Origin of the sequence: Micromonospora sp. MA102 (genome assembly GCF_025460765.1) — a bacterium.
In the GTDB taxonomy this organism is placed as follows: domain Bacteria; phylum Actinomycetota; class Actinomycetes; order Mycobacteriales; family Micromonosporaceae; genus Micromonospora; species Micromonospora halotolerans.
The window spans coordinates 17911-39941 of sequence record NZ_JAMWEG010000002.1; the positions used below are offsets into that span (position 1 = coordinate 17911).

Consider the following 22031-nt stretch of genomic DNA (forward strand, 5'->3'; position numbering starts at 1 on the left):
CGGCGACCCTGCGTGGCAGCGCTCACCCGCGCCCGGGGCAGCCAGAACTGGAGAACGTCCATGCTCGAGAACGAGCCCGAGGGCGGCGAACGGACCGGCGCAGAGCCGGCCGAGGCAACCGCCACCAGCAGCACCGACAGCACCGCCGAGGTCAAGCCGCCGGCCCGCAAGCGGGCCAGCCGCCGCAAGGCCGCTCCGCTGAACCAGCCGGAGCAGACCGACGCGCCGGTCGAGGCGCACACCCCGGCGACCGGGACCGGTGAGACGCCGCAGGCCGAGGTGTTCGCCCCGGTGGCCGGGGACCTGGATGCCGCGCCGAAGACCCGGCGGCGGCGCAAGGCGACCCCCGCCAAGGCGGCCGAGGAGCCGGTGGTCGCGGCCGGGGCGGAGGCCGCCTCGGACGAGGTGGTGCCGCCGGTCAAGGTCACCCGCACCCGCCGCCGCAAGACCACCCCGCCGCCGGTCGAGGCCGCCGCGGACGAGTCGCCGGCCGGCGCGCCCGCCGAGACCGCCGGGCCGGCGGTCGAGCCGCACGGGGTCGCCGAGCCGCAGGCCGACACCGAGCCGCCCGCCGCCCCGCAGCCCCCGGCGCCCGCCCAGGGCGAGCCGGACGACGAGGACGCGGTCGGCGAGGACGCCGAGGACGAGCCGTCCCCCGGCGACCGGGACGCCGACGAGGCCGTCCTGGCCCGCGCCGGTGGTCCGGAGGACCGGACCGGTGAGGTGGCGCCGGGCGCCGCGGTGCCGGGTCCGGTCGAGGAGCCGGCCGAGGAGCCCGCACCGACCGGCCGTCGGCGCCGGGCCGCGCTCTCCGCGCCGACCGTCCTGTTCATGCCTCCGCAGCCCGAGGAGGCCCCGGTCGTCCGGGTCACCTACCCGGTCGCCGAGGAGCCGGTCGAGGAGCCGGCGGAGACCGGGCGGCGCCGCCGCCGGGGCCGCCGCGAGGTCGAGCCGGCCGAGGTCGAGGTCGAGGTCGAGGAGGAGCCGACCGTCGAGGCCGAGGAGATCGCCGAGGCGGAGGAGGACGAGGACGAGGCGGCCCTCCGTCGCCGTCGTCGTCGTGGCCGCCGGGGCCGCGGTCGCGGTCGGGGCGCCGAGGAGGCCGAGGACGAGGAGGCCGAGGAGGCCGTCCGGGCCGAGTCCGCCGAGGCCGAGGCCGAGGAGACCGAGGACGAGGAGGAGGCCGAGGGCGAGGGGCTGACCCGCCGCCGCCGTCGGCGTCGCCGCCGGGGCGCGGGTGAGGCGGAGACCGCCGCCGAGGACGGGGTGCCGACCGTCGTCAAGATCCGCGAGCCGCGCAAGGCCGTCGACGAGGTGCAGGGCGTTTCCGGCTCGACCCGGCTGGAGGCCAAGCGGCAGCGCCGCCGGGACGGCCGCGAGCAGCGGCGTACCCGCCCGCCGATCCTCAGCGAGTCGGAGTTCCTGGCCCGCCGGGAGGCGGTCGACCGGGTGATGGCGGTCCGCCAGCGGGGCGACCGGACGCAGATCGCCGTCCTGGAGGACGGCGTGCTGGTCGAGCACTACGTGACCCGCAACTCGTCCGGCACCATGGCCGGCAACGTCTACCTGGGCAAGGTGCAGAACGTCCTGCCCAGCATGGAGGCGGCCTTCGTCGACATCGGGCGCGGCCGCAACGCCGTGCTCTACGCCGGTGAGGTCAACTGGGACACCAGCGGCCTGGAGGGCCGGGCCCGCTCGATCGAGCAGGCGCTCCGGTCCGGCGACTCGGTGCTGGTGCAGGTCACCAAGGACCCGATCGGGCACAAGGGCGCCCGGCTGACCAGCCACATCGCGCTGTCCGGCCGGCACCTGGTCTACGTGCCGAACGGCAACGCCTCCGGCATCAGCCGGAAGCTGCCGGACACCGAGCGCAAGCGGCTGCGGGACATCCTCAAGAAGCTGGTGCCGGACGGCGCCGGGGTGATCGTCCGGACGGCCGCCGAGGGCGCCAGCGAGGACGAGCTGGCCCGGGACGTCAAGCGGCTCCAGGCGCAGTGGGAGGAGATCCAGGCCAAGGCGGCCGAGGGTGGCGCCCCGGTGCTGCTCTACGAGGAGCCCGACCTGGTCATCCGGGTGGTCCGGGACCTGTTCAACGAGGACTTCCGCGAGCTGGTCATCGAGGGCGAGCCGGCGTACGACCTGGTCGAGTCCTACCTGTCGCACGTCTCGCCCGACCTGGTGGCGCGGCTCCGCCGGCACGCCGGCACCTCCGACGTCTTCGCCGAGTACCGGATCGACGAGCAGATCCTCAAGGGGCTGGACCGGAAGGTCTTCCTCCCGTCCGGCGGCTCGCTCGTGATCGACCGGACCGAGGCGATGACCGTCATCGACGTCAACACCGGCAAGTACACCGGCTCCGGGGGCAACCTGGAGGAGACGGTCACCCGGAACAACCTGGAGGCGGCCGAGGAGATCGTGCGCCAGCTCCGGCTGCGCGACCTCGGCGGCATCGTGGTGATCGACTTCATCGACATGGTGCTGGAGTCGAACCGGGAGCTGGTGCTGCGCCGGCTCACCGAGTGCCTCGGCCGGGACCGCACCAAGCACCAGGTCACCGAGATCACCTCGCTCGGCCTGGTGCAGATGACCCGCAAGCGGATCGGCGCGGGCCTGCTGGAGGCGTTCAGCGAGACCTGTGAGTGCTGCAAGGGCCGGGGCGTCATCATCCACACCGAGCCGGTGCCGGAGAAGCCGCGCGGCGGCGCGGGGGAGAAGGTCAAGGCGGTGGCCTCGGCCGTCACCAGCCCCGCCACCGAGGAGAAGGGCCGCCGCCGGGGTCGTAAGGCCGCCGCGGAGAAGCCCGCGGCGGAGGCCGCGGAGCAGCCCACCCCGGCCGCGCCGCAGAAGGTCGTCGCCGAGGTGGTCGACAGCTCGGACGACGACTACTACGACACCCAGGGCTACGACCTGTCCCGGTTCGAGACGGAGACGGCGGCCGCCCCGGCGGTGACGGACAGCCAGCAGGGCGACTCGGCCCGGCTGGCCGCCGCGGACGACCCGGACGCCCTCGGCGACGGGGACGAGGAGGGCGCCGAGAGCGGCACCGCCCGCCGGCGTTCCCGGCGCGGCGGCGCGCGGCGGCGTACCCGGCCGTGAGCCGCTGACCTGCACGGCGTTTGACAGGGCCCCTGCACCGGCAACAGAGTCCGGGGCAGGGGCCCTGCCGTGTCCGTCGACCCCCGGTCGGGACGGCCGGCCCCGGAGGGAGGAGACATGCGTCGCGTGTTCGCGGTCACCGCGCTGACCGGGGTCCTGCTGGCCGGCGCGGGCTGCGCCGACCGGGGCGAGGACCCCTTCGCGGTGGGCTTCGCCTCACCGGCCCCACCGCCCACGGCGGCCACACCGGCGCCGACGGTCACCGGGGACCCGGGTGTCTGCGCCCGCGCCAAGCAGGCCGGCTCCGCGGCCGTGCAGACGTACATGTTCAAGCTGGCCGAGATGCTGCGCGCCACCGGCCGCGGCGACCGCAAGGCCGCGGACGCCGCCCGACGGGACGCGGAGACGGCCCTCACCGGCTGGCGGGACGCGCTGCGGGAGCAGTCCGGGCAGGCCGCCGACCCGCGGCTGCGTACCCTGCTGGCGGACCTCGCGACCGAGGTCGCCGGGCTCGGCACGGACGTGCAGGCCATCGACGAGACGGAGTTCGACCGGCTCCAGGGACGGCTCGACGAGCTCTGTCCGGCCTGACCCGGCGGCCCGGTTTGGGCGGCGGGCCGGTCATGGCGTAGGCTTGCCTGCGGCGCACTTTGGTGTGCTGAGTTCCCGCGTGCCCGCGCTGCCGGTGTCACGGCTCCCGGCGAGACGCCGTGGGAACGACTGGCCGGTAACGGTGGGAAAAGACGCTAGCAGCCTCAACGACAGGGAGTCCGCCTCCGATGTACGCGATCGTCAAGACCGGCGGCAAGCAGTACAAGGTCGCCGAGGGCGACGTGATCGAGGTCGAGAAGCTCGCCGGTGCCCCCGGCGACGCGGTGAAGCTCACCGCGGTGCTCCTCGTCGACGGTGACGACCTGGTGACCGACGCTACGAAGCTTGCCAAGGTTGCGGTGTCCGGCGAGATCGCCGCGCACACCAAGGGCCCGAAGATCCGGATCCACAAGTTCAAGAACAAGACCGGCTACCACAAGCGCCAGGGTCACCGCCAGCCGCTGACCCAGGTCAAGGTGACCGGCATCTCCAGCGGGAAGTAGGTCGTCCTCCAATGGCTCACAAAAAGGGTGCGTCCAGCTCGCGTAACGGTCGCGATTCCGCGGCCCAGCGACTCGGCGTGAAGCGCTTCGGTGGTCAGGTCGTCAGCGCGGGTGAGATCCTCATCCGTCAGCGTGGCACCAAGTTCCACCCCGGTGACCTGGTCGGCCGTGGCGGCGACGACACGCTGTTCGCGCTGGCCGCCGGCTCGGTCCAGTTCGGCACCAAGCGTGGTCGCAAGACCGTCAGCATCGTGCCGCAGCAGTAATTTTCCGGCGAAGCGGGCCGCGGACCTCGTGTCCCGGCCCGCTTCGTCTTTTCTCGCGCGGGGGCGTGCCCCGCTGGAAGGATTGGCGTCGTGACGACGTTCGTTGACCGGGTCGTCCTGCACATGCAGGCCGGCGACGGCGGGCACGGCTGTGTCTCCATCCACCGGGAGAAGTTCAAGCCCTTCGGTGGCCCTGACGGCGGCAACGGTGGGCACGGCGGCAGCGTCTCGCTGGTCGTCGACCCGCAGGTGACCACGCTGCTGGACTTCCACTTCCGCCCGCACATGAAGGCCGAGAACGGCAAGGGCGGGGCGGGTTCCAACCGGGACGGCGCCAACGGCCACGACCTGATCATCAAGGTGCCCAACGGCACGGTGGTGCAGACCCTCGACGGCGAGGTGCTGGCCGACCTGGTCGGCGTGGGCACCACCTTCGAGGCGGCCCGGGGCGGGCGCGGCGGCCGGGGCAACGCCTCGCTGGCGAACGCCCGGCGCAAGGCACCCGGCTTCGCCGAGCTGGGCGAGCCCGGGGACCGGCTCGACGTGGTGCTGGAGCTGAAGAGCGTCGCCGACGTGGGCCTGGTCGGTTTCCCGTCCGCCGGCAAGTCGTCGCTGATCTCGGTGATCTCCGCGGCCAAGCCGAAGATCGCCGACTACCCGTTCACCACCCTCGTGCCCAACCTGGGCGTCGTGCGGGTGGACAACCACACCTTCACGGTCGCCGACGTGCCCGGGCTGATCCCGGGCGCGGCCACCGGCCGCGGTCTGGGCCTGGAGTTCCTCCGCCACGTCGAGCGCTGCGCCGTGCTGGTGCACGTGGTCGACACGGCGACGCTGGAGCCGGGCCGGGACCCGCTGGCCGACATCGACGCCATCGAGTCCGAGCTGACCCAGTACGGCGGTCTGACCGACCGGCCCCGCCTCGTGGCGCTCAACAAGATCGACGTACCGGACGGGCGGGACCTCGCCGACATCGTCCGGCCCGACCTGGAGGCCCGCGGCTTCCGGGTGTTCGACGTCTCCACCGCCACCCGGGAGGGGCTGCGGGAGCTGACGTACGCCATGGCCGAGCTGGTCGACCAGTCGCGCCGCGCCGCGCCGCCGGCCGAGCCGACCCGGATCGTGATCCGCCCGAAGGCGGTCGACGACGCCGGCTTCACCATCGAGGCCGAGGACGACGGCTCCTTCACCGTCCGGGGCAGCCGCCCGGAGCGCTGGGTCAAGCAGACGAACTTCGACAACGACGAGGCGGTGGGCTTCCTGGCCGACCGGCTGGCCCGCCTCGGCGTGGAGGAGAAGCTGGCCAAGGCCGGCGCCCAGGCGGGCGACCTGGTCCGGATCGGCGAGCGGGAGTTCGACTGGCAGCCCACCCTCTACGCCGGCGTCGACTTCGTCCCGGGCAACCGGGGCACCGACGTCCGGCTGGAGGACAAGTCGACCCGCGTCTCCGCCGCGGAGCGGCTGGCCGCCCGGAAGGCGCGCCGGGTGCGCGCGGAGGACGAGGTGGCGGCGGCCCCGCAGGACGTCGCCGACGACGAGGACTGGGATTAGTTCCGCTCTATCCGTGTTCGGGACGTTGGCCGGAAACCTTCGCGAAATCCGGTCGCCCTACCGTGACGGAATGCTGATCGAATCCCGTCCCGCCACCGATCCCGAGGTCGCCGCCCTGGTCGCCGCGCAGCAGCGGGAGCTGCGCGAGGCCGACGGCGGCCTGGACGGGCAGGCGACGATCACCCACGACGACATCCGCTACCTGGCGGTGGTCGAGGGCGGCCGGGCGGTCGCCTGCGGTGGCCTCCAGGCCCTCGACGCCGACACCGGCGAGCTGAAGCGGATGTACGTCCGGCCGGCGTACCGGGGGCGGGGGATCGCCCGGCAGTTGCTGGCCGCGCTGGAGGAGTTGGCCTTCCGGCAGGGGCACACCACGGTGTGCCTGGAGACCGGCACCTATCTGCCGGCCGCCATCGGCCTCTACCGGTCCTGCGGCTACCGGCCCATCCCGGTGTACGGCGAGTACGTCGACAACCCGTACAGCGTGTGCTTCGCCAAGCGGCTCCCGGTCGCCGCCTGACGGCGGACCCTACGCGCCGGTCTCGGCGTGGGCCGCGGTGACCGGCTTGGACTCGGGGCTGGCGTGCTGCCGCAGCACGATGCTGAGCAGGATGAGCGCACCCACGGCGAGGAACTCACTCTGCCAGTTCTGCATCGACTGGAACCAGAAGTCGCTGGTGCCGAGGAACTGCCAGGCGCTGACGGGGGCGGCCCCGCTCTGCAGCGCCTGCTCCTCGTTGTAGGCGGCCACGCCGCCGAACAGGTGCCCGAGGAACGAGCCCGCGAAGATCATGAACAGGGCGATCGAGAGGCTGTTCCGGTAGACCACCAGCGGCAGGCCGCCGGCCCGCACCGGCCAGGGGGAGTCCGGGGTCCCGTGCCGCGGGTCGTCGTCGGGCCGGTCCGTCTGGCCCTCCGGCTTCGACTCGGCCGAGCCCTTCTGCACCAGGTACGCGGTGAGCAGCACGTAGCCGCCCATCTGGAGGAACTCCGACTCCCAGTTCTCGAAGACCGCCTCGGCGAAGTGCCCGGTGCCCAGGTACGCCCACCAGCTCAGCGGCGCGGCGCCGTACTCGGCCAGCTCCTCGTTGTGCACCTGCCAGCCGAACACGCTCTGCAACACCAGGAAGATCACGAACGCGCCGAGCATGGCGACCGTGAGCGCGTTGTCGCGTAGAAACCGTGGCATCGCCGGACCTCCTCGTCCCGCCGGGGTCACTCCCCGTGGTGGTCCTGTGCCCCTGGCCGTCATCGGGCAAACGCCGGTCCGGCGGGTCGCCGGGCGGGACCGCCCGAACGGGTGACGGCGTTGGTCAGGGCCGGTCGAGGGCCGTGTCCGGCCGCCCGCCGGTGCCCACGTCGTTGTTGAGCAGCAGGCCCAGCGCGAGCATGCCGAAGCCGAGGAAGAGGTGCAGCCAGTTGTCGGCGTCGTTGAACGGCACGAAGTTGGCCGCGGTCTCCCGGCCGATGGCGAAGCCGTACAGCCAGAGGCCCAGGTAGATGGCGCCGCCGCCGGCCAGGAACAGCCGCGCCCCGGCGACCCGGCGGGCCAGCACGAGGCCGGCCAGGCCGAAGAGCAGGTGCAGCAGGTTGTGCAGGATCGACACCTGGAACAGGCCGATGAGCTTGGCCTCCGAGTGGTGGCCGGCGAACCTCAGGTCGCCGTAGTGGGTGGTGAAGCCGGGGACGAAGCCGAGCACACCGATCAGCACGAAGACGGCGGCCACCGCGAGCGCGACCTTCTGGATCGGCGGCCGGGACCGGGCCGCGGCGCGTCCGCGCACGTCACGTGCCATCGCTGTCACCTCCGTGGGAGCACACCGCCGCCCGGGCGGGCAGACCCTCCATTGTGTGACCGGCGCGGGGCGACTCCGCAGAGAAATGACGAATCAGGCATGGACCCGACGACCGGGGGTAGGGATTTCGACACGCCGGCAGCAACGCCGGTGTGATCCCCCAGCACACCCGCTACGAATTCCGAGCGGAAGGGAAATCCATGACTTACGATCTTTCATCCACGTCCGGTACCTACGAGTCGACGAACGGCGGCGGCGTCCGCGACCAGGCCCGCCAGGTCGGCAACGAGGCCGCCAACGCGGGCGGCGCGGTCGCCCAGACCGCCAAGGAGCAGGGCCAGGAGGTCGTGGGCGAGGCCAAGCGCCAGGCCCGCAACCTGTACGGCGAGGCCCGGAACCAGGTCACCGCCCAGAGCAGCCAGCAGCAGCAGCGCGCGGCCAGCGGGCTGCGTTCGCTGGCCGAGGAGATGCGCTCGATGGCGCAGAACGGCGGCGGTTCGGGCCCGGTCACCGAGCTGGCCCACCAGGCCGCCGACCGGGTGCACGGCGTGGCCGGCTGGCTGGAGCAGCGCGAGCCGGGCGACCTGCTCCACGAGGTGAAGAACTACGCCCGCCGCAACCCGGGCACCTTCCTGCTGGGCGCCGCCGTGCTCGGTGTGGTCGCCGGCCGGCTGACCCGGAACATCGCGGCGGTCGGCGACGGCGGCGTGCAGCCGTCGTACGACCCGGACCGCACGGCGGTCATCCCGACCTCCCGGGCAGTGCCGGAGCAGACCCCGCCGGGCGGCTACCTCGACCCGACCCCCGGCACGTACGCCGAGCCGGACCCGGGCTACTCCGCGCCGGGCGCGACCTACCCGGGTGGCGGCGCCCCGAACACCTGGGCCGACCCGGAGGGTGGCACCGGCCAGCCGCTGCCCCCGCCGAGCCGGACCGACCCGCTGCCGGGCGTGCCGTCGAGCGGCGTCAACCGTCCGTGAACGGCCTGAGCGGCAGAAGGGAGGCGGCGGCATGAGCATGCCGACGCAGGGGTCCGGACTGGACTCGGGTTACACCGCGGCGGGCGCGCCGCACACCGCGGACGAGGTCCGGGGCAGCTCCATCGGTGAGCTGATGCGCCAGGTCACCACCGACCTCTCCACGCTGATGCGCCAGGAGGTCGAGCTGGCCAAGGCGGAGATCCGCCAGGAGGGGAAGAAGGCGGGCAAGGCCGCCGGCCTCTTCGGCGGCGCCGGCTTCGGCGGCTACATGGTGGCGCTCTTCGTCTCCATCGCGGTGTGGCAGTTCCTGGACAACGTGATGGATTCGGGCTTGGCCGCGCTGATCGTGGCCGTGATCTGGGCCGTGGTCGCCGCGGTCCTCTACTCGAAGGCCAAGAAGAACGCCGAGCGGATTCGCGGCCTCAAGCAGACCAACGACAGCGTGCAGCGCATCCCCGACGCGCTCAAGCCGCACCCGGAGGGAGTCACCCGATGAGCACCGATCCCGAACAAATCCGCCGGGAGATCGAAGCCACTCGCACCAGCCTCAGCTCGGACGTGGACGCCCTGGCGTACAAGGTGAGCCCGGGCCGGATCGTCGACGACCGCAAGCAGCGCGTCCGCAGCGCGCTCACCAACGTGAAGGACAAGGTGATGGGAACCGCATCCGACCTCGGCCACAGCACCGGCCACGCCGCCCACTCGGTCGGCGACCACGCCTCCTCGGCGGCCTCCACCGTCGGCGACAAGGCGCACGCCGCCGCCTCGACCGTCGGCGACGCCGCCCAGCGGGCCCCGCAGGTGTTGCGGGAGAAGTCCGAGGGCAACCCGATCGCCGCCGGCGTGATCGCCTTCGGCGTCGGCATGCTGGTGTCCTCGCTGATCCCGGCCACCCGCCGCGAGCAGCAGGTCGCCGCGCAGGTCAAGGAGAAGGCCGCCGAGCACGGCGGCGTGGTGAAGGAGAAGCTCACCGAGGTCGCCGGGGAGCTGAAGGAGGAGCTGCGCGAGCCGGCGCAGCAGGCCACCGAGTCGGTGAAGTCCACCGCGCAGGACGCCGTGCACGCCGTCAAGGACGACACGAGGTCCGCCGCGCAGGACGTCAAGGACACCGCCCAGCAGTCCCGCGACCAGGTGCGGTACTGACCACCCCCATCGGTACGCCGCAGCTCGCGGTCACACCCGGCACCACGCCGGGAGGTGGCCGCGAGCTGTCGCGTGCGGGGCCGCCGGTTCAGCGCGGCAGGCGTTCCACCGGTGCCGGGGCCGGCACGGCGCCGGTCTCCACCCAGAGCACCAGGTCGTCGGGGCGGCGCCCGGCGAGCCGCCGGCGCAGCGCCCGGGTGGTGTGCGCCCGCTGACCGGCGTCCGGGCCGGGCCGGCCGCCGCGCAGCCGCCGGCCCACGGCGAGCCAGGCGCCGACCCCGCGTTCCAGCAGCCAGACCGGCGCCGCGAGCGTGGTGTGCGCCGGGAAGACGGCGGTGCCGCCGGCCCGCCGCCGGCCCACCTCCGCCACGGCCACCGTCGCCACCCCGGCCCGCAGCAGCAGCCCCGGCCGGCGGGCGGCGAGCGCGGCCGCCGCGGCGGGCAGCACCGCCAGCGCGGCCAGCAGCCACCCGGGTCGGGCCAGCTCGTCGTACGCCGGCCGGCGCGCGGCGGTCGGCGGGAGCCGGCGCACGTACAGCCAGGCGGGGGTCGCCGTGGCGCCGCCGTAGGCGCGGACCGTCCGCACCAGCTCCAGGTTCTCCGCGAGCACGTCCGGGTCGTAGCCGCCCATGGCCAGGAAGGTGCTCCGGCGCACCGCGAGGGTGCCCGGCCGGTCCCCGCCGAGCGCCCGGTGGAGCAGCATCCGGCCGGTGTCCCGCCAGGCTGTCCAGGGCAGCGGGTCGACGTGGTCCTGCGGCCGGACCAGGTCCACCCGGTCGAGCAGCTCGTGCACGGCGCGCAGCCCCGCGAGGTCGTAGCGGACGTCGTCGTCGGCGATCACCACGTGCTCGTGGTGGGCCAGGGCGACGCCGGTCAGCACGCCGAGCGCCGTGGGGTTGCGCCCGCGCAGCGCGGGATCGGGCGGGACGTGCCGGACCAGGCCCCGCCACGCGGCGGCGTGCCGGGCGAAGAGCTCCGGCGGGGACCCGTCGACCACGATCACGTCGACCCACCGGCTCAGCTCGCGCAGGTAACCGGTCAGGTCGGTGTGGCCGCTGTCGCCGTCGGGGCGCAGCGGCAGGACGTACGCCATCCGAAGCCGCTCCGGCGCGGACGCCGCGCCGGGGTCGAACACCTCCTGGATGCCGCCGGCCGGTCGGTGCCGGCCGGACCGGCGGAAGTCGTGGGTCACGGGCGCGCCCCTCTCGGTCGGCGGGGACGGCAGCGTGCCCGAAATTTCGGTGATCAAACCGTTTCGCCGTTTCGACGCCGCCGCGCCGGGTAGCGCTGCGGAATGTGGGCGGGCCGAGGCGCCCCGGTGGAGGAGACGTGATGAGCAGCAACGCGACGAGGTGGACGCTGGCCGGCGCCGCCGCGGTGACCGCGCTCGGGGTCGGCCGGGTGGTGGCCCGGCGACGGCGCCGGCACCAACCCGACCGGGCGGACGGCTGGTACGTCGTCCACCGGGGAATCACGGTGGACCGGCCGATGGAGGCGGTGATCGGCTTCTGGACCGACCGGGAACGGCTGGACCGCGGGCTCGCCGAGTGGGTGACTCTGGAGCAGCTCGACGACCGCCGGTGGCGCTGCGTGGCGACCGATCCGGGCGGGGACGGCACCGAGTGGCGGGCCGAGATCACCGTGACCGGGCCGGGCCGGTTGGGCTGGCGGGTCACCGAGGGACCGGTGGCCCAGGAGGGACGGGTCGAGCTGGTGCCGGCGCCGCAGGACCGGGGCACCGAGATCCGGGCCGAGCTGCGCTGGCGGTCCGGCCCGGTACGCCGGGCGCTCGGCCTGGCCGGCGGGGACGACCCGGACGTCGCGCTGCGCAGCGCCCTGCGCCGGATCAAGTCGCTCGTCGAGACCGGCCAGGTGCTGGACACCCGGCACGACCCGTCGGGGCGTAGCCCGAAGCAGGAACAGGCCACCGACCGGATGCGGGAGAAGCTGATGGCGGGAGGCCGGCCGTGAGGGCGCTGTGCTGGGAGGGCGTCGGCAAGCTGGCCGTGCGCGACGTGCCGGAGCCGGCCGTCCGGTCCGGCGGCGACATCATCGTCAAGGTACGGGCCAGCAGCGTGTGCGGCTCGGACCTGCACCTGATCAACGGATACCTGCCCGCCATGCGCGACGGCGACATCCTGGGCCACGAGTTCATGGGCGAGGTGGTCGAGACCGGCCCCGACGTGCGGCGGATCAAGGTCGGCGACCGGGTGGTCGTGGGCTCGGTGGTGGCCTGTGGCGGCTGCTGGTACTGCCGCACCGAGCAGTACTCGCTCTGCGACAACTCCAACCCGCAGCCGGTCTTCACCGAGAAGCTCTGGGGCCACTCGCCGGCCGGCATCCTCGGCTACTCGCACGCGGCCGGCGGCTACTCGGGCAGCCACGCGGAGTACATCCGGGTGCCGTTCGGCGACGTCGGCGCGTTCACCGTGCCCGACGGGGTGCCGGACGACTCGGTGGTGTTCGCCTCCGACGCCATGCCGACCGGCTGGATGGCGGCGGACTTCTGCAATCTCAAGGGCGGCGAGGTGGTCGCCGTCTGGGGCGCCGGCGGGGTGGGGCAGATGGCCGCCCGGTCCGCGCAGATCCTCGGCGCCGAGCGGGTCATCATGATCGACCGGCTGCCGGAGCGGCTGGCCACCGCCACCCAGCGACTCGGCGTGGAGACGATCAACTACGCGGAGACCGACGTGCTGGAGGAGCTGCGCGAGCTGACCGCCGGGCGCGGGCCGGACGCCTGCATCGAGGCGGTCGGCATGGAGTCGCACGACGTCGGGCCCGCCTACGCGTACGACAAGGCGAAGCAGAGCGCCCGGCTGCAGACCGACCGGCCCACCTCGGTCCGCCAGGCGATCATGGCGTGCCGCAAGGGCGGCACGGTGAGCATCGTCGGCGTGTACGGCGGCCTGGTGGACAAGTTCCCGCTCGGCGCGGCCATGAACAAGGCGCTGGTGCTGCGGATGGGGCAGATGCACGCCCAGCGTTACATCCCGATGCTGCTGGACCGGATCGCGATCGGCGAGATCGACCCGGGCTACCTGGCCACCCACCCGATGTCGCTGGAGGAGGGGGCCCGGGGGTACGAGATCTTCCAGAAGAAGGAGGAGGGCTGCCTGCGCACGGTGCTGCACCCGCAGGCGGCCTGACCGGCGCGCGATGGCCGGGACGTGCGTCGATTTGAATTCCCGCGGCAGGGGTACAGCACCCGGCATGCCCGCCGAGATCGATGAGACGCCGTCCCGGCCCGCCGCGCGGGCCTTCGCCGGCAGCGCGGTCGCCATGGTGGTGGCCGGCGCGGTCGCCCTGCTGACCCGGCAACCGTGGCTGTTCCCCAGCCTCGGCCCGGCGATCATGCTGCACGTCGAGCAGCCCGGCCGGCCGGAGTCCTCGCCCCGCAACACCGTCGTCGGGCACCTCGTGGCGCTGCTCGCCGGGTACGCGTTCCTACTGGCCACCGGCCTCGCCGACCGGCCGTCCGCGCTCCAGGAGGGGGTGTCCGGGGCGCGGATCGTGGCCGCCGCCGGCTCCCTCGCCGTCACCGCCGCGGTGCTGGTCCTGCTGAAGGCCGCGCATCCGCCGGCCGGCGCCACCACACTGATCGTGAGCCTCGGGCTGCTGCACACCCCGGGCCAGCTCGTCGTCGCGTTCGCTGCCGTGCTGCTGGTGACCGTGGTGGACCTGCTGTTCAACCGCGCGGCCGGCCGACCCATGCCGCTCTGGGCGGCGCCGAAGGAGGGATGAGCGATGGTGGACCGGATCGCCGACCCGTGGGGGCCGCGCACGCCGTACGGGCCGGGGGAACGCTGGCCGGTGCGGGTGGACACCTTCCTGGCCGACGGGCACACCGAGGCCGACGTGCGGCGGTGGGTGCCCAGCGCCTCGATCCTGCACTCCAACGGCGACGCCATGGACATCGCCGTGGTCGACGACCGGATCGTCGGTGTGCGGGGCCGGGCCGGGGACCGGATCAACCACGGCCGGGTCGACCCGAAGGACCTCTACGGCTGGCAGGCCAACCACAGCCCGGACCGGTTGCGCCGGCCGCTGGTCCGCGAGGGGGACCGGCTGGTCGAGACCGACTGGGACACCGCCATGGGCCGGATCGTGGCCCGGTCGAAGGAGCTGCTGGACGGCCCGGGCGGTTGGGGGCACTTCGGCTTCTACACCAGCGGGCAGCTCTTCCTGGAGGAGTACTACACGCTCGGCGTGATCGGGAAGGCCGGGCTGGGCACCCCGCACATGGACGGCAACACCAGGCTCTGCACCGCCACGGCCGCCGCGGCGCTCAAGGCGTCGTTCGGCACCGACGGGCAGCCCGGCTCGTACACGGATGTGGACCACTGCGACGCCATCGCGCTGTGGGGGCACAACGTCGCGGAGACCCAGACGGTGCTCTGGATGCGCATGCTGGACCGCCGGCGCGGGCCGAACCCGCCGGCCATGCTCGCCGTCGACCCGCGCGCCACCCCGGTGGCCCGGGAGGCCGACGTGCACCTGGCGCTGCGCAACGGCACCAACCTGGCGCTGCTCAACGGCCTGCTCCGCGAGCTGATCCACCGCGGCTGGTACGACGAGGCGTACGTCCGGGAGCACACGCTCGGCTTCGAGGAGCTGTGCCAGGTGGTGGAGGACTACCCGGTCGCGAAGGTCGCCGACATCTGCGACCTGCGGGCCGCGGACATCGAGCGCGCCGCCGAGCTGCTCGGGCGGTCGGAGCGGCTGCTGTCCACCGTCCTCCAGGGCTTCTACCAGTCCAACCAGGCCACCGCGGCGTCCTGTCAGGTGAACAACCTGCACCTGATCCGGGGCATGCTCGGGCGGCCCGGCGCCGGGCTCTACCAGATGAACGGCCAGCCCACCGCGCAGAACAACCGCGAGTGCGGCGCCGACGGCGACCTGCCCGGCCTGCGCAACTGGGCCAACGAGGAGCACATCGCCGAGCTGGCCCGGCTGTGGAACGTCGAGGTCGACCGCATCCCGCACTGGGCGCCGCCGACCCACGCCATGCAGATCTTCCGGTACGCCGAGCAGGGCTCGATCAAGCTGCTGTGGATCTCGGCCACCAACCCGGCGGTCTCCCTGCCCGACCTGGCCCGGATCCGCCGGATCCTGGCGAACCCGGAGCTGTTCGTGGTGGTGCAGGACCTCTTCCTGACCGAGACCGCCGAGCTGGCCGACGTGGTGCTGCCGGCGGCCACCTGGGGCGAGAAGACCGGCACGTTCACCAGCGTCGACCGGACCGTGCACATCTCCGACAAGGCCGTCGAGCCACCCGGCGAGGCCCGCCCCGACCTGGACATCTTCCTCGACTACGCGCGCCGGATGGACTTCCGGGACAAGGACGGGAACCCGCTGATCACCTGGACCGGGCCGGAGGAGGTCTTCGAGGCGTGGAAGGAGTGCTCCCGCGGCCGGCCCTGCGACTACACCGCGATCACCTACGACAAGCTGCGCACCGGCGGCGTCCAGTGGCCCTGCACCGACGAGCACCCGGACGGCACCGAGCGGCTCTACACCGACGGGGTGTTCAACACCGACCCGGACTACTGCGAGTCGTACGGCCACGACCTGGCCACCGGGGCCGAGCTGCTGCCCGAGGAGTACCGGGCCAAGCAGCCGGCCGGGCGGGCGTTCCTGCACGCCACGCCGTACCAGCCGTCGCCGGAGGTGCCGAGCGAGGAGTTCCCGCTGCTGCTCACCACCGGGCGGACCGTCTACCAGTTCCACACCCGGACCAAGACCGGCCGGGCCAGCCAGCTCGTGCACGCCGCCCCCGAGTCGTGGGTGGAGCTCAACCCGGCCGACGCCGAGGGGCTCGGCGTCGGCGAGGGGGATCTGGTCCGGATCGAGTCGCCGCGCGGCGTCGTCCGCGCCCGGGCCCGCATCTGCGGGGTACGCCCCGGCGTGGTCTTCCTCCCCTTCCACTACGGCTACTGGGACGCGGCCGACGGCGCCGGCCCGGGGGAGGGTCGGCACGACCGGGCGGCCAACGAGCTGACGATCACGGCCTGGGACCCGGTCTCCAAGCAGCCGATCTTCAAGGTGGCGGCGGTGCGGGTGGTGAAGGAGGCCGACTCGGGCGGCCGCCCCTCGCCCGCGCCCACGGTGGGCGGCTCCGCGCCGCCGGAGGGCTCCGGAATCCCGGCCACGGTCGGCGGGCCGGCCGCCGAGGCGCCGTCGAGGGGAGAGTGACATGCACCTGGCCCACTATCTCGGCCTGCTGCACAAGGCCCAGGAGCGCCTCGGCGACGCGTTCACCGAGGTGGGGAAGGCGCACGGGGACGAGCCGGACGTCTTCCACACCTGCGAGAAGCTGGCCAAGCAGTGCCGAACCCACGCGGAGAAGCTGGCCCCCTTCGCCCGCCGGTACGCCGAGGAGGCCCCGGCCGAGCCGGACCGGCTGCACTCCGAGCTGTTCTCCGGCACCCGGACCGGGCCGATCGGGCTGCTCCGCGACCTCCAGGACCTCTACCTGATGGCCGCACAGTGCGACATCTGCTGGACGGTCGTCGGGCAGGCCGCGTACGGGGCCCGGGACGAGGACCTGCTCGGGGTGGTCAAGGCGTGCGAGCAGGAGACCGCCATCCAGCTCAAGTGGCTGCGCACCCGGATGAAGCAGGCCGCACCGCAGGCGCTCGTGGTCGCCAAGTGACCGCCTGTCACACCTCCGGGTGAGACTGGCGCCGGCCCCGCCCGTCCCGGGCGGGCGGCGCGAGGAGGCGCGATGGCGCGGATGATCTGGCACGTCACCATGTCGCTCGACGGGTTCATCGCCCCGCCGGACGACTCCGCGGAGTGGATGTTCGGCCACGGCGCGGCCGGCCCGCTCGGGGCCGAGACCATGCGCCGCACCGGCGCGATCCTTTCCGGCCGGCGCGGCGTGGAGCTCGGCAACCGGCCCGGCGCGGGGGCGCGTGCGATCTACGGCGGGGCCTGGTCCGGGCCGGTCTTCGTGCTGACCCACCGGCCCGCCGAGCCCCTCGACGGGATCACCTTCCTCTCCGGCGACATCGGACCGGCTGCCGACCTCGCCCGGGAGGCGGCCGGCGACCGGGACGTGGGCGTGTTCGGCGCGGACGTGGCGCGGCAGTGCCTCCGGGCCGGGCTCCTCGACGAGCTCGTCGTGCACCTCGTGCCGGTGCTGCTCGGCGGCGGCGTACGCCTCTTCGACAGCCCCGAACTCGGCCCGGTGACGCTGCGCAAGACCCGCTGCGACGACTCGGGGCAGATCACCGACCTGCGGTTCGCCGTGGTGCGCTGATCACGCGGTTCGGCGTACGCCGTCGAGGACCAGGCCGCTGGGCGGCAGGGCGGGCATCCGGCCGAGGTCCAGCGCGAGGTCCTGCGCCGGCACCCGGTAGCTCATCGACCCGGTGAGGTTGCCGACCGCCCGTTTCATCAGCTCGATCGTGATCCACTCGCCGGCGCAGCGGTGGCCGGTGTCGTGGTCGCCGCCGCCCTGGGGGATAAGCCGGAACGGGTCACCCCGCCAGCCGTCGAACCGCTCCGGCCGGAACCGCTCCGGCTCCGGCCAGAGCTCCGGGTGGTGGTTGGTGCCGTAGAGGTCGAGCAGCACCCGCCGGCCCTGCGGGAAGGCGTAGCCCTGCCATTCGAACGAGCGCCGGATCCGGGCCGCGGCGACCGGGAAGAACGGGTAGTAACGCCGTACCTCCTGCACGAAGCTCTCGGCCGCCGCGTCGTCGCCGCGGACCCGGTCGCACCAGTGGGGGTGGTCGTGCAGCGCCAGCGCGCAGAAGACCACGAAGCGGTCCACCGCGACGGTCGGGCGGAGCACGTTGAGCAGCTCCACCGCCGCGATCCGGCGGGGCAGCAGCATCCCCCGCTCGTCCCGGTACCCGGCGACCACCCGCAGCGCGCTGCCCTCCGGCGCCGGCAGCGCGCCGGCGCGCACCCGCTCGATCACCTCGCCGGCCCACCGTTCGGCGCGGCGGCGACCGAGCCGGCCCCGCCAGTGCCCCGGACCGACCACGGCCGGCCCTTCGATCATCGCGTGCATCTCGGCGGTCCGGCGGGGCACGTCGGCGTCGGCCAGCGGCACCCCGGCCCAGGCCCAGACCGTCCGGGTGAGCATCCGGCCCACCTCGTCGTAGAGCACCACCGGCCCGGACTCGGCCCATGCCGGGATCCGGGCCCGCCACTCGTCGTCGAAGAGCTGCCCGAGGTGGCGGATCGCCGCCGGGGTCATGATCGACATGAACATGGCCTTGCGCCGGCGGTGCGCCTCGCCGTCGAGGCCCTGGACGCCGCCCACCCCGGTCAGCGTGCGCTGGGCGCGCATCGGCATGGCTCCGCGCCGGACGAAGCGCTCGTTGTCGTAGAACAGCTCCGCCGCCGGGCGGCCCCGCAGGCAGATCGTCGGTTCCAGCAGCAACCGGGTCTGGAGGATGTCGGTGCCGAGGCGGTCGCAGCGCGCGCCGATGAACCGGTAGCCCTCGCGGAGGAACGCGAGCGTGCTCTCCGGGCTGCGGTCGCTGGGGATGGTGCTCATCGGTTGCTCCTGACGCGGCTCGGCGACCCTGTGCGGTCGCTGCGCTACCTACCCGTGCCGGCGCGGGCAAATCCTCACCCGCAGCCTGGTGACCTCGGGATCCGCGGCACCCATGAACCCCGGCGCCCGCGCCGCCTCGGGCCGGGATCGCGCCGGTGGGCGTGGCGCCGGTCGCCGCCGGGGAGGGGGCCGGCGACGAGCGCGGAAGCTGGCCCCTCCCAGGACGCGGAAAAGCTGGTTGTCTTCGGTGCGGGGCCGGCGGCGGCCGGCCCCGCCACCCGCCGGCGGGACTCCCGGCGGGCGCGGTCACCGGCGACGGGGAGGACGGATGCGGGACAACAGGGCGGCACACTGGCGGCACCGGCGGGCGGTGACCGGGCTGCGGCGCGGCGACCGGGAGGAGCCGCTGGTCGGGCCGCCCCGGCGTGCCGCGGCCCGGCCGCCCCGGCACTTCACCGTGCACCTCGGCTTCGAGGCGGCCGACCCGACCATCGCGCGGGAGCTGGCGGTCGCGTACGCCGAGGCGCTCGGCCTGCTCCGCCCGGAGCTGGCACTCGGCGCGGCGGCGCTCTCGCCGGCCGACGCCTGGCACCGCGCGGAGCGGCTGTTCTGCGGGGCGGTCGGCCCCGACGGCGAGCGCTGCGCGGACGTGGCCGGCCACCCGGGCTTCCACCACGCGCCCGGGCCGGGCGGGCTCGGCTGGGGCGACGGTGACTGAGCGCGCGGGCTCAGTCCAGATCGAACTCGCCGTCCTGGGCGCCCGCCACGAACGCGTCCCACTCGTCCTGGGTGAAGACCAGCACCGGTCCGTCCGGCTCGGCCGAGTTCCGCATCCCGATCAGGTCGCCGACGAAGGCCACCTCGACCGCACTGTCGGACGTGTCGCCCTCGGCCCGCTGCCAGACCGCCTGAGACAGGTCGAAATCGCCCTTGGGATGCTGACCCATCGTCGTTCCTCCATCGCCGCGCGTATCGGGGGAGCCCGCTCGGGTCCCATCGGGCAGGATAAGCGGATGCCGAGCCTGACCCGTGTAGAGGCGACCGCGCGTGGCGCGATGATTACCGTCGAGTCCTACCAGGTGGACCTCGACCTGACCGGCGACGCCGAGCGCTTCCGCTCCGCCGTCACCATCCGGTTCCGGGCGACCCCCGGCGCCGAGACCTTCGCCGAGGTCAAACCCCTCCGGCTGCTGGGGGCGCGCCTCAACGACCGGGACCTCGACCCGGCCCTGCTCGACGACAACCGCCTGCCGCTGACCGGGCTGGCCGGGACCAACACGCTGACCGTCAGCGCCGAGATGGCCTACTCGAACACCGGCGAGGGGGTGCACCGCTTCGTCGACCCGGCCGACGGCGAGACCTACCTCTACGCCATGTCCTTCCTGGACGACGTGCAGCGCATCTTCGCCGCGTTCGACCAGCCCGACCTCAAGGCCCCGGTGACGCTCGCGGTGACCGCCCCTCCGGAGTGGACGGTGGCCGCCAACGGCCAGGTCGCCGACCGGCCGGCGCCGGGGCGCTGGGAGTTCGCGCCCACCGCGCCGCTGGCGACGTACTTCGTCAGCCTGATCGCCGGCCCCTGGCACGTCCGGCAGGACGAGCACGACGGCATTCCGCTCGCCGTCTACTGCCGGAAGTCCCTCGGCGCCCACCTGGACGCCGACGCCGACGAGATCTTCACCGTCACGAAGCAGTGCCTCGACCGGTTCCACCAGCTCTTCGCCGAGCGCTACCCGTTCGGCAAGTACGACCAGGCGTTCGTCCCCGAGTTCAACGCCGGCGCCATGGAGAACCCGGGCCTGGTGACCCTGCGCGACGACTACATCTTCCGCTCGGCGGTGACCGACAGCCAGCGGGAGCTGCGGGCCACCACCATCGCGCACGAGATGGCGCACATGTGGTTCGGCGACCTGGTCACCATGCGCTGGTGGGACGACCTCTGGCTGAACGAGTCCTTCGCGGAGTACCTGGGCACCCGGGTCACCGCCGAGGCCACCCGCTTCACCGGGGCGTGGACCACCTTCGCCATGCGCCGCAAGGCCTGGGGTTACGCGGCCGACCAGCGGCCCTCCACCCACCCGGTGGCCCCCGAGGAGGTGGCCGACTCCGACCAGGCGCTGCTCAACTTCGACGGCATCTCCTACGCCAAGGGCGCCAGCGTGCTGCGCCAGCTGGTGGCCTGGGTCGGCGACGAGCCCTTCCTGGCCGGCCTCAACGCACACTTCGCCAAGCACCGGTTCGGCAACGCCACCCTCGCCGACCTGCTGGAGAGCCTCAGCGCCGCGAGCGGTCGCGACCTGGCCGACTGGGCCGAGCGCTGGCTGCGCCGGCCCCAGGTCAACACACTGCGGATGGAGACCGCGGTCGACGCCGACGGCCGCTGGAGCGACGTGGCGGTGGTGCAGACCGCGCCGGAGACCCACCCGGTGCTGCGACCGCACCGCATCGGCGTGGCCCGGCACACCCCCGACGCGCCGGTTCAGCGCGTGGAGGTCGACCTCGACCCGGCCGCCGACCGGGGCCGCACCGTGCTGGCCGAGCTGCTCGGCCAGCCGGCCACCGGCCTGCTGCTGCCCAACGCCGGTGACCTCACCTTCGCCAAGATCCGGCTCGACCCCGCCTCGGCCGACGTGGTGCCGATGGTCCTCCCGGGGCTGGCCGACCCGCTGGCCCGGGCGCTGCTCTGGGGTGAGGCGCTGGACGCGGCCACCGACGGCGAACGGCCGGTGACCTCGGTGGTCGCGCTCATCGAGGCGGCGCTGCCGGCCGAAACCGAGGTGATCATCGCGGAGGACGTGCTCACCCTCAGCCGCACCCTGGTCGACCGCTACCTGGACCCGCTGGCCCGCGACGCCGCCCTGCTCCGCGTCGCCGGTGCCTGCGCCACCCTGCTGGCGGGCGCCCCGGCCGGCGGCTCGCTCCAGCTCGCCGCGGCCCGGGGTCTCATCGGCGCCACCGCCGACACCGGGCTGCTCGCCGGCTGGCTGGCCGGCGAGGGCGTGCCGGAGGGGCTGGCAGTCGACGCCGACCTGCGCTGGGCGCTGCTGCGCCGCCTCGTGGTGCTCGGCGCGGCGGGCGAGCCCGAGATCGCCGCCGAGTCGGCCGCCGACCGCAGCGCCACCGGAGCCGAACGGGCCGCGAGTTGCCGCGCGGCGCTGCCCGACGCCGACGCCAAGCGGGCCGCGTGGGAGATCGTCACCCGCAACACCGACCTCTCCAACCGGCTCGTCGAGGCGACCGCGGAGGGCTTCTGGCAGCCCGAGCAGGCCGAGCTGACCGCCGACTACGTCGAGCGCTACTTCGCCGACATGCCGGCCGCCGCGCGGCTGCGTACCCCCTGGACGGCGGACCGGGTCGCCAGCCTGGCGTTCCCCCGCTACGCCGTGGCCCAGACCACCCGGGAGCTGGCCGCGGCGCTGCTGGCCCGCGACGACCTCACGCCGGGGCTGCGCCGGCGGGTCGTCGACCTGGACGACGACCTGCGCCGGGCCCTGGTGGCCAGGACCGCGGTGGCCGCCGCGGGCGCCTGACCCGGTGACCGCGCCGGGCGGGGTGTGAGACCCCGCCCGGCGTGGTCCGTGGGACGCCCGGCGGCC

General features: G+C 74.1%; 22 protein-coding genes. 17 read left to right on the top strand and 5 right to left on the bottom strand.

The window, feature by feature from the left end; all coding sequences use genetic code 11:
* Window positions 1-60 precede the first annotated feature (60 nt).
* From NFX44_RS03405 to NFX44_RS03430, 6 genes are all read left to right on the top strand, one after another.
* Entirely contained in the window at window positions 61-3096 is a 3036-nt protein-coding gene (locus NFX44_RS03405) for an Rne/Rng family ribonuclease (RefSeq protein WP_262282018.1), read from the top strand.
* Between the two features lie 117 nt (window positions 3097-3213).
* On the top strand, window positions 3214-3687 hold the full coding sequence (locus tag NFX44_RS03410; protein ID WP_262282019.1) for a hypothetical protein: 474 nt from the start codon (window positions 3214-3216) through the stop codon (window positions 3685-3687).
* Window positions 3688-3875: 188 nt separating this feature from the next.
* Window positions 3876-4190: a 50S ribosomal protein L21 gene (rplU, locus tag NFX44_RS03415; protein WP_151462559.1), complete on the top strand. Its 315-nt coding sequence runs from the start codon at window positions 3876-3878 to the stop codon at window positions 4188-4190.
* A gap of 11 nt (window positions 4191-4201) precedes the next feature.
* Window positions 4202-4456: a 50S ribosomal protein L27 gene (gene rpmA / locus NFX44_RS03420; RefSeq protein WP_013288010.1), complete on the top strand. Its 255-nt coding sequence runs from the start codon at window positions 4202-4204 to the stop codon at window positions 4454-4456.
* A 90-nt stretch (window positions 4457-4546) separates the two neighbouring features.
* Window positions 4547-6007: a GTPase ObgE gene (obgE, locus tag NFX44_RS03425; RefSeq protein ID WP_262282020.1), complete on the top strand. Its 1461-nt coding sequence runs from the start codon at window positions 4547-4549 to the stop codon at window positions 6005-6007.
* Window positions 6008-6077: 70 nt separating this feature from the next.
* Window positions 6078-6527: a GNAT family N-acetyltransferase gene (locus NFX44_RS03430; protein WP_262282021.1), complete on the top strand. Its 450-nt coding sequence runs from the start codon at window positions 6078-6080 to the stop codon at window positions 6525-6527.
* A gap of 9 nt (window positions 6528-6536) precedes the next feature.
* Here the strand turns inward: NFX44_RS03430 and NFX44_RS03435 are convergent, their stop codons facing one another.
* On the bottom strand, window positions 6537-7196 hold the full coding sequence (locus tag NFX44_RS03435; RefSeq protein ID WP_262282022.1) for a DUF6766 family protein: 660 nt from the start codon (window positions 7194-7196) through the stop codon (window positions 6537-6539).
* Between the two features lie 124 nt (window positions 7197-7320).
* The gene (locus NFX44_RS03440; protein WP_262282023.1) at window positions 7321-7803 is read right to left on the bottom strand and encodes a DUF4383 domain-containing protein; all 483 of its coding nucleotides are present in this window, start codon (window positions 7801-7803) and stop codon (window positions 7321-7323) included.
* A 200-nt stretch (window positions 7804-8003) separates the two neighbouring features.
* On the opposite strand from NFX44_RS03440, the gene NFX44_RS03445 reads away from it, so the two are divergent.
* Genes NFX44_RS03445 through NFX44_RS03455 form a run of 3 tightly spaced genes read left to right on the top strand, consistent with a single transcriptional unit; the run spans window position 8004 to window position 9926 of the window.
* Window positions 8004-8783: a hypothetical protein gene (locus tag NFX44_RS03445; protein WP_262282024.1), complete on the top strand. Its 780-nt coding sequence runs from the start codon at window positions 8004-8006 to the stop codon at window positions 8781-8783.
* Between the two features lie 31 nt (window positions 8784-8814).
* On the top strand, window positions 8815-9279 hold the full coding sequence (locus tag NFX44_RS03450) for a phage holin family protein (protein WP_151462565.1): 465 nt from the start codon (window positions 8815-8817) through the stop codon (window positions 9277-9279).
* The gene (locus NFX44_RS03455; protein ID WP_262282025.1) at window positions 9276-9926 is read left to right on the top strand and encodes a DUF3618 domain-containing protein; all 651 of its coding nucleotides are present in this window, start codon (window positions 9276-9278) and stop codon (window positions 9924-9926) included. The genes NFX44_RS03450 and NFX44_RS03455 overlap by 4 nt, the downstream gene beginning before the upstream one ends.
* 88 nt (window positions 9927-10014) lie before the next feature.
* Here NFX44_RS03455 and NFX44_RS03460 read toward each other — a convergent pair whose 3' ends face one another.
* Window positions 10015-11118, bottom strand: a complete 1104-nt coding sequence (locus NFX44_RS03460) for a glycosyltransferase family 2 protein (protein ID WP_262282026.1) — start codon at window positions 11116-11118, stop codon at window positions 10015-10017.
* Window positions 11119-11258: 140 nt separating this feature from the next.
* On the opposite strand from NFX44_RS03460, the gene NFX44_RS03465 reads away from it, so the two are divergent.
* The 6 genes from NFX44_RS03465 (at window position 11259) to NFX44_RS03490 (ending at window position 17187) form a co-directional block, all read left to right on the top strand.
* Window positions 11259-11897, top strand: a complete 639-nt coding sequence (locus tag NFX44_RS03465; RefSeq protein WP_262282027.1) for a cyclase — start codon at window positions 11259-11261, stop codon at window positions 11895-11897.
* Window positions 11894-13072, top strand: coding sequence for a zinc-dependent alcohol dehydrogenase (locus tag NFX44_RS03470; protein ID WP_262282028.1), 1179 nt, complete (start codon window positions 11894-11896; stop codon window positions 13070-13072). The genes NFX44_RS03465 and NFX44_RS03470 overlap by 4 nt, the downstream gene beginning before the upstream one ends.
* A gap of 64 nt (window positions 13073-13136) precedes the next feature.
* Window positions 13137-13667, top strand: coding sequence for an HPP family protein (locus NFX44_RS03475; RefSeq protein WP_262282029.1), 531 nt, complete (start codon window positions 13137-13139; stop codon window positions 13665-13667).
* A gap of 3 nt (window positions 13668-13670) precedes the next feature.
* Window positions 13671-16118, top strand: coding sequence for a molybdopterin oxidoreductase family protein (locus NFX44_RS03480; RefSeq protein ID WP_262282030.1), 2448 nt, complete (start codon window positions 13671-13673; stop codon window positions 16116-16118).
* A 1-nt stretch (window position 16119) separates the two neighbouring features.
* Window positions 16120-16578 (top strand): hypothetical protein, encoded by a 459-nt coding sequence (locus tag NFX44_RS03485; protein ID WP_262282031.1) that lies wholly within the window; start codon window positions 16120-16122, stop codon window positions 16576-16578.
* 72 nt (window positions 16579-16650) lie between these two features.
* Window positions 16651-17187 (top strand): dihydrofolate reductase family protein, encoded by a 537-nt coding sequence (locus NFX44_RS03490; protein WP_262282032.1) that lies wholly within the window; start codon window positions 16651-16653, stop codon window positions 17185-17187.
* On the opposite strand, the gene NFX44_RS03495 is transcribed toward NFX44_RS03490, so the two are convergent.
* Complete coding sequence (locus NFX44_RS03495; RefSeq protein WP_262282033.1) at window positions 17188-18435, bottom strand: cytochrome P450; 1248 nt, start codon at window positions 18433-18435, stop codon at window positions 17188-17190.
* 328 nt (window positions 18436-18763) lie between these two features.
* Between NFX44_RS03495 and NFX44_RS03500 the strand changes: the two genes are divergently transcribed.
* Entirely contained in the window at window positions 18764-19153 is a 390-nt protein-coding gene (locus NFX44_RS03500) for a hypothetical protein (protein ID WP_262282034.1), read from the top strand.
* Window positions 19154-19163: 10 nt separating this feature from the next.
* Here the strand turns inward: NFX44_RS03500 and NFX44_RS03505 are convergent, their stop codons facing one another.
* Window positions 19164-19382, bottom strand: a complete 219-nt coding sequence (locus NFX44_RS03505) for a DUF397 domain-containing protein (RefSeq protein WP_262282035.1) — start codon at window positions 19380-19382, stop codon at window positions 19164-19166.
* Between the two features lie 66 nt (window positions 19383-19448).
* On the opposite strand from NFX44_RS03505, the gene pepN reads away from it, so the two are divergent.
* Window positions 19449-21965 (top strand): aminopeptidase N, encoded by a 2517-nt coding sequence (gene pepN / locus NFX44_RS03510; RefSeq protein WP_262282036.1) that lies wholly within the window; start codon window positions 19449-19451, stop codon window positions 21963-21965.
* The last annotated feature ends 66 nt before the right edge of the window (window positions 21966-22031 follow it).

What these genes read in the sequence shown, in the direction of transcription:
- NFX44_RS03490 (WP_262282032.1), top strand. Translation starts at nt 16,651, where the DNA reads ATGGCGCGGATGATCTGGCACGTCACCATGTCGCTCGACGGGTTCATC.
- NFX44_RS03405 (WP_262282018.1), top strand. Translation starts at nt 61, where the DNA reads ATGCTCGAGAACGAGCCCGAGGGCGGCGAACGGACCGGCGCAGAGCCG.
- NFX44_RS03480 (WP_262282030.1), top strand. Translation starts at nt 13,671, where the DNA reads ATGGTGGACCGGATCGCCGACCCGTGGGGGCCGCGCACGCCGTACGGG.
- rplU (WP_151462559.1), top strand. Translation starts at nt 3,876, where the DNA reads ATGTACGCGATCGTCAAGACCGGCGGCAAGCAGTACAAGGTCGCCGAG.
- NFX44_RS03440 (WP_262282023.1), bottom strand. Translation starts at nt 7,803, where the DNA reads ATGGCACGTGACGTGCGCGGACGCGCCGCGGCCCGGTCCCGGCCGCCG.
- NFX44_RS03455 (WP_262282025.1), top strand. Translation starts at nt 9,276, where the DNA reads ATGAGCACCGATCCCGAACAAATCCGCCGGGAGATCGAAGCCACTCGC.
- NFX44_RS03485 (WP_262282031.1), top strand. Translation starts at nt 16,120, where the DNA reads ATGCACCTGGCCCACTATCTCGGCCTGCTGCACAAGGCCCAGGAGCGC.
- NFX44_RS03430 (WP_262282021.1), top strand. Translation starts at nt 6,078, where the DNA reads ATGCTGATCGAATCCCGTCCCGCCACCGATCCCGAGGTCGCCGCCCTG.
- NFX44_RS03475 (WP_262282029.1), top strand. Translation starts at nt 13,137, where the DNA reads ATGCCCGCCGAGATCGATGAGACGCCGTCCCGGCCCGCCGCGCGGGCC.
- NFX44_RS03495 (WP_262282033.1), bottom strand. Translation starts at nt 18,435, where the DNA reads ATGAGCACCATCCCCAGCGACCGCAGCCCGGAGAGCACGCTCGCGTTC.
- NFX44_RS03450 (WP_151462565.1), top strand. Translation starts at nt 8,815, where the DNA reads ATGAGCATGCCGACGCAGGGGTCCGGACTGGACTCGGGTTACACCGCG.
- NFX44_RS03500 (WP_262282034.1), top strand. Translation starts at nt 18,764, where the DNA reads ATGCGGGACAACAGGGCGGCACACTGGCGGCACCGGCGGGCGGTGACC.
- NFX44_RS03435 (WP_262282022.1), bottom strand. Translation starts at nt 7,196, where the DNA reads ATGCCACGGTTTCTACGCGACAACGCGCTCACGGTCGCCATGCTCGGC.
- pepN (WP_262282036.1), top strand. Translation starts at nt 19,449, where the DNA reads ATGCCGAGCCTGACCCGTGTAGAGGCGACCGCGCGTGGCGCGATGATT.
- NFX44_RS03410 (WP_262282019.1), top strand. Translation starts at nt 3,214, where the DNA reads ATGCGTCGCGTGTTCGCGGTCACCGCGCTGACCGGGGTCCTGCTGGCC.
- NFX44_RS03465 (WP_262282027.1), top strand. Translation starts at nt 11,259, where the DNA reads ATGAGCAGCAACGCGACGAGGTGGACGCTGGCCGGCGCCGCCGCGGTG.
- rpmA (WP_013288010.1), top strand. Translation starts at nt 4,202, where the DNA reads ATGGCTCACAAAAAGGGTGCGTCCAGCTCGCGTAACGGTCGCGATTCC.
- NFX44_RS03445 (WP_262282024.1), top strand. Translation starts at nt 8,004, where the DNA reads ATGACTTACGATCTTTCATCCACGTCCGGTACCTACGAGTCGACGAAC.
- NFX44_RS03505 (WP_262282035.1), bottom strand. Translation starts at nt 19,382, where the DNA reads ATGGGTCAGCATCCCAAGGGCGATTTCGACCTGTCTCAGGCGGTCTGG.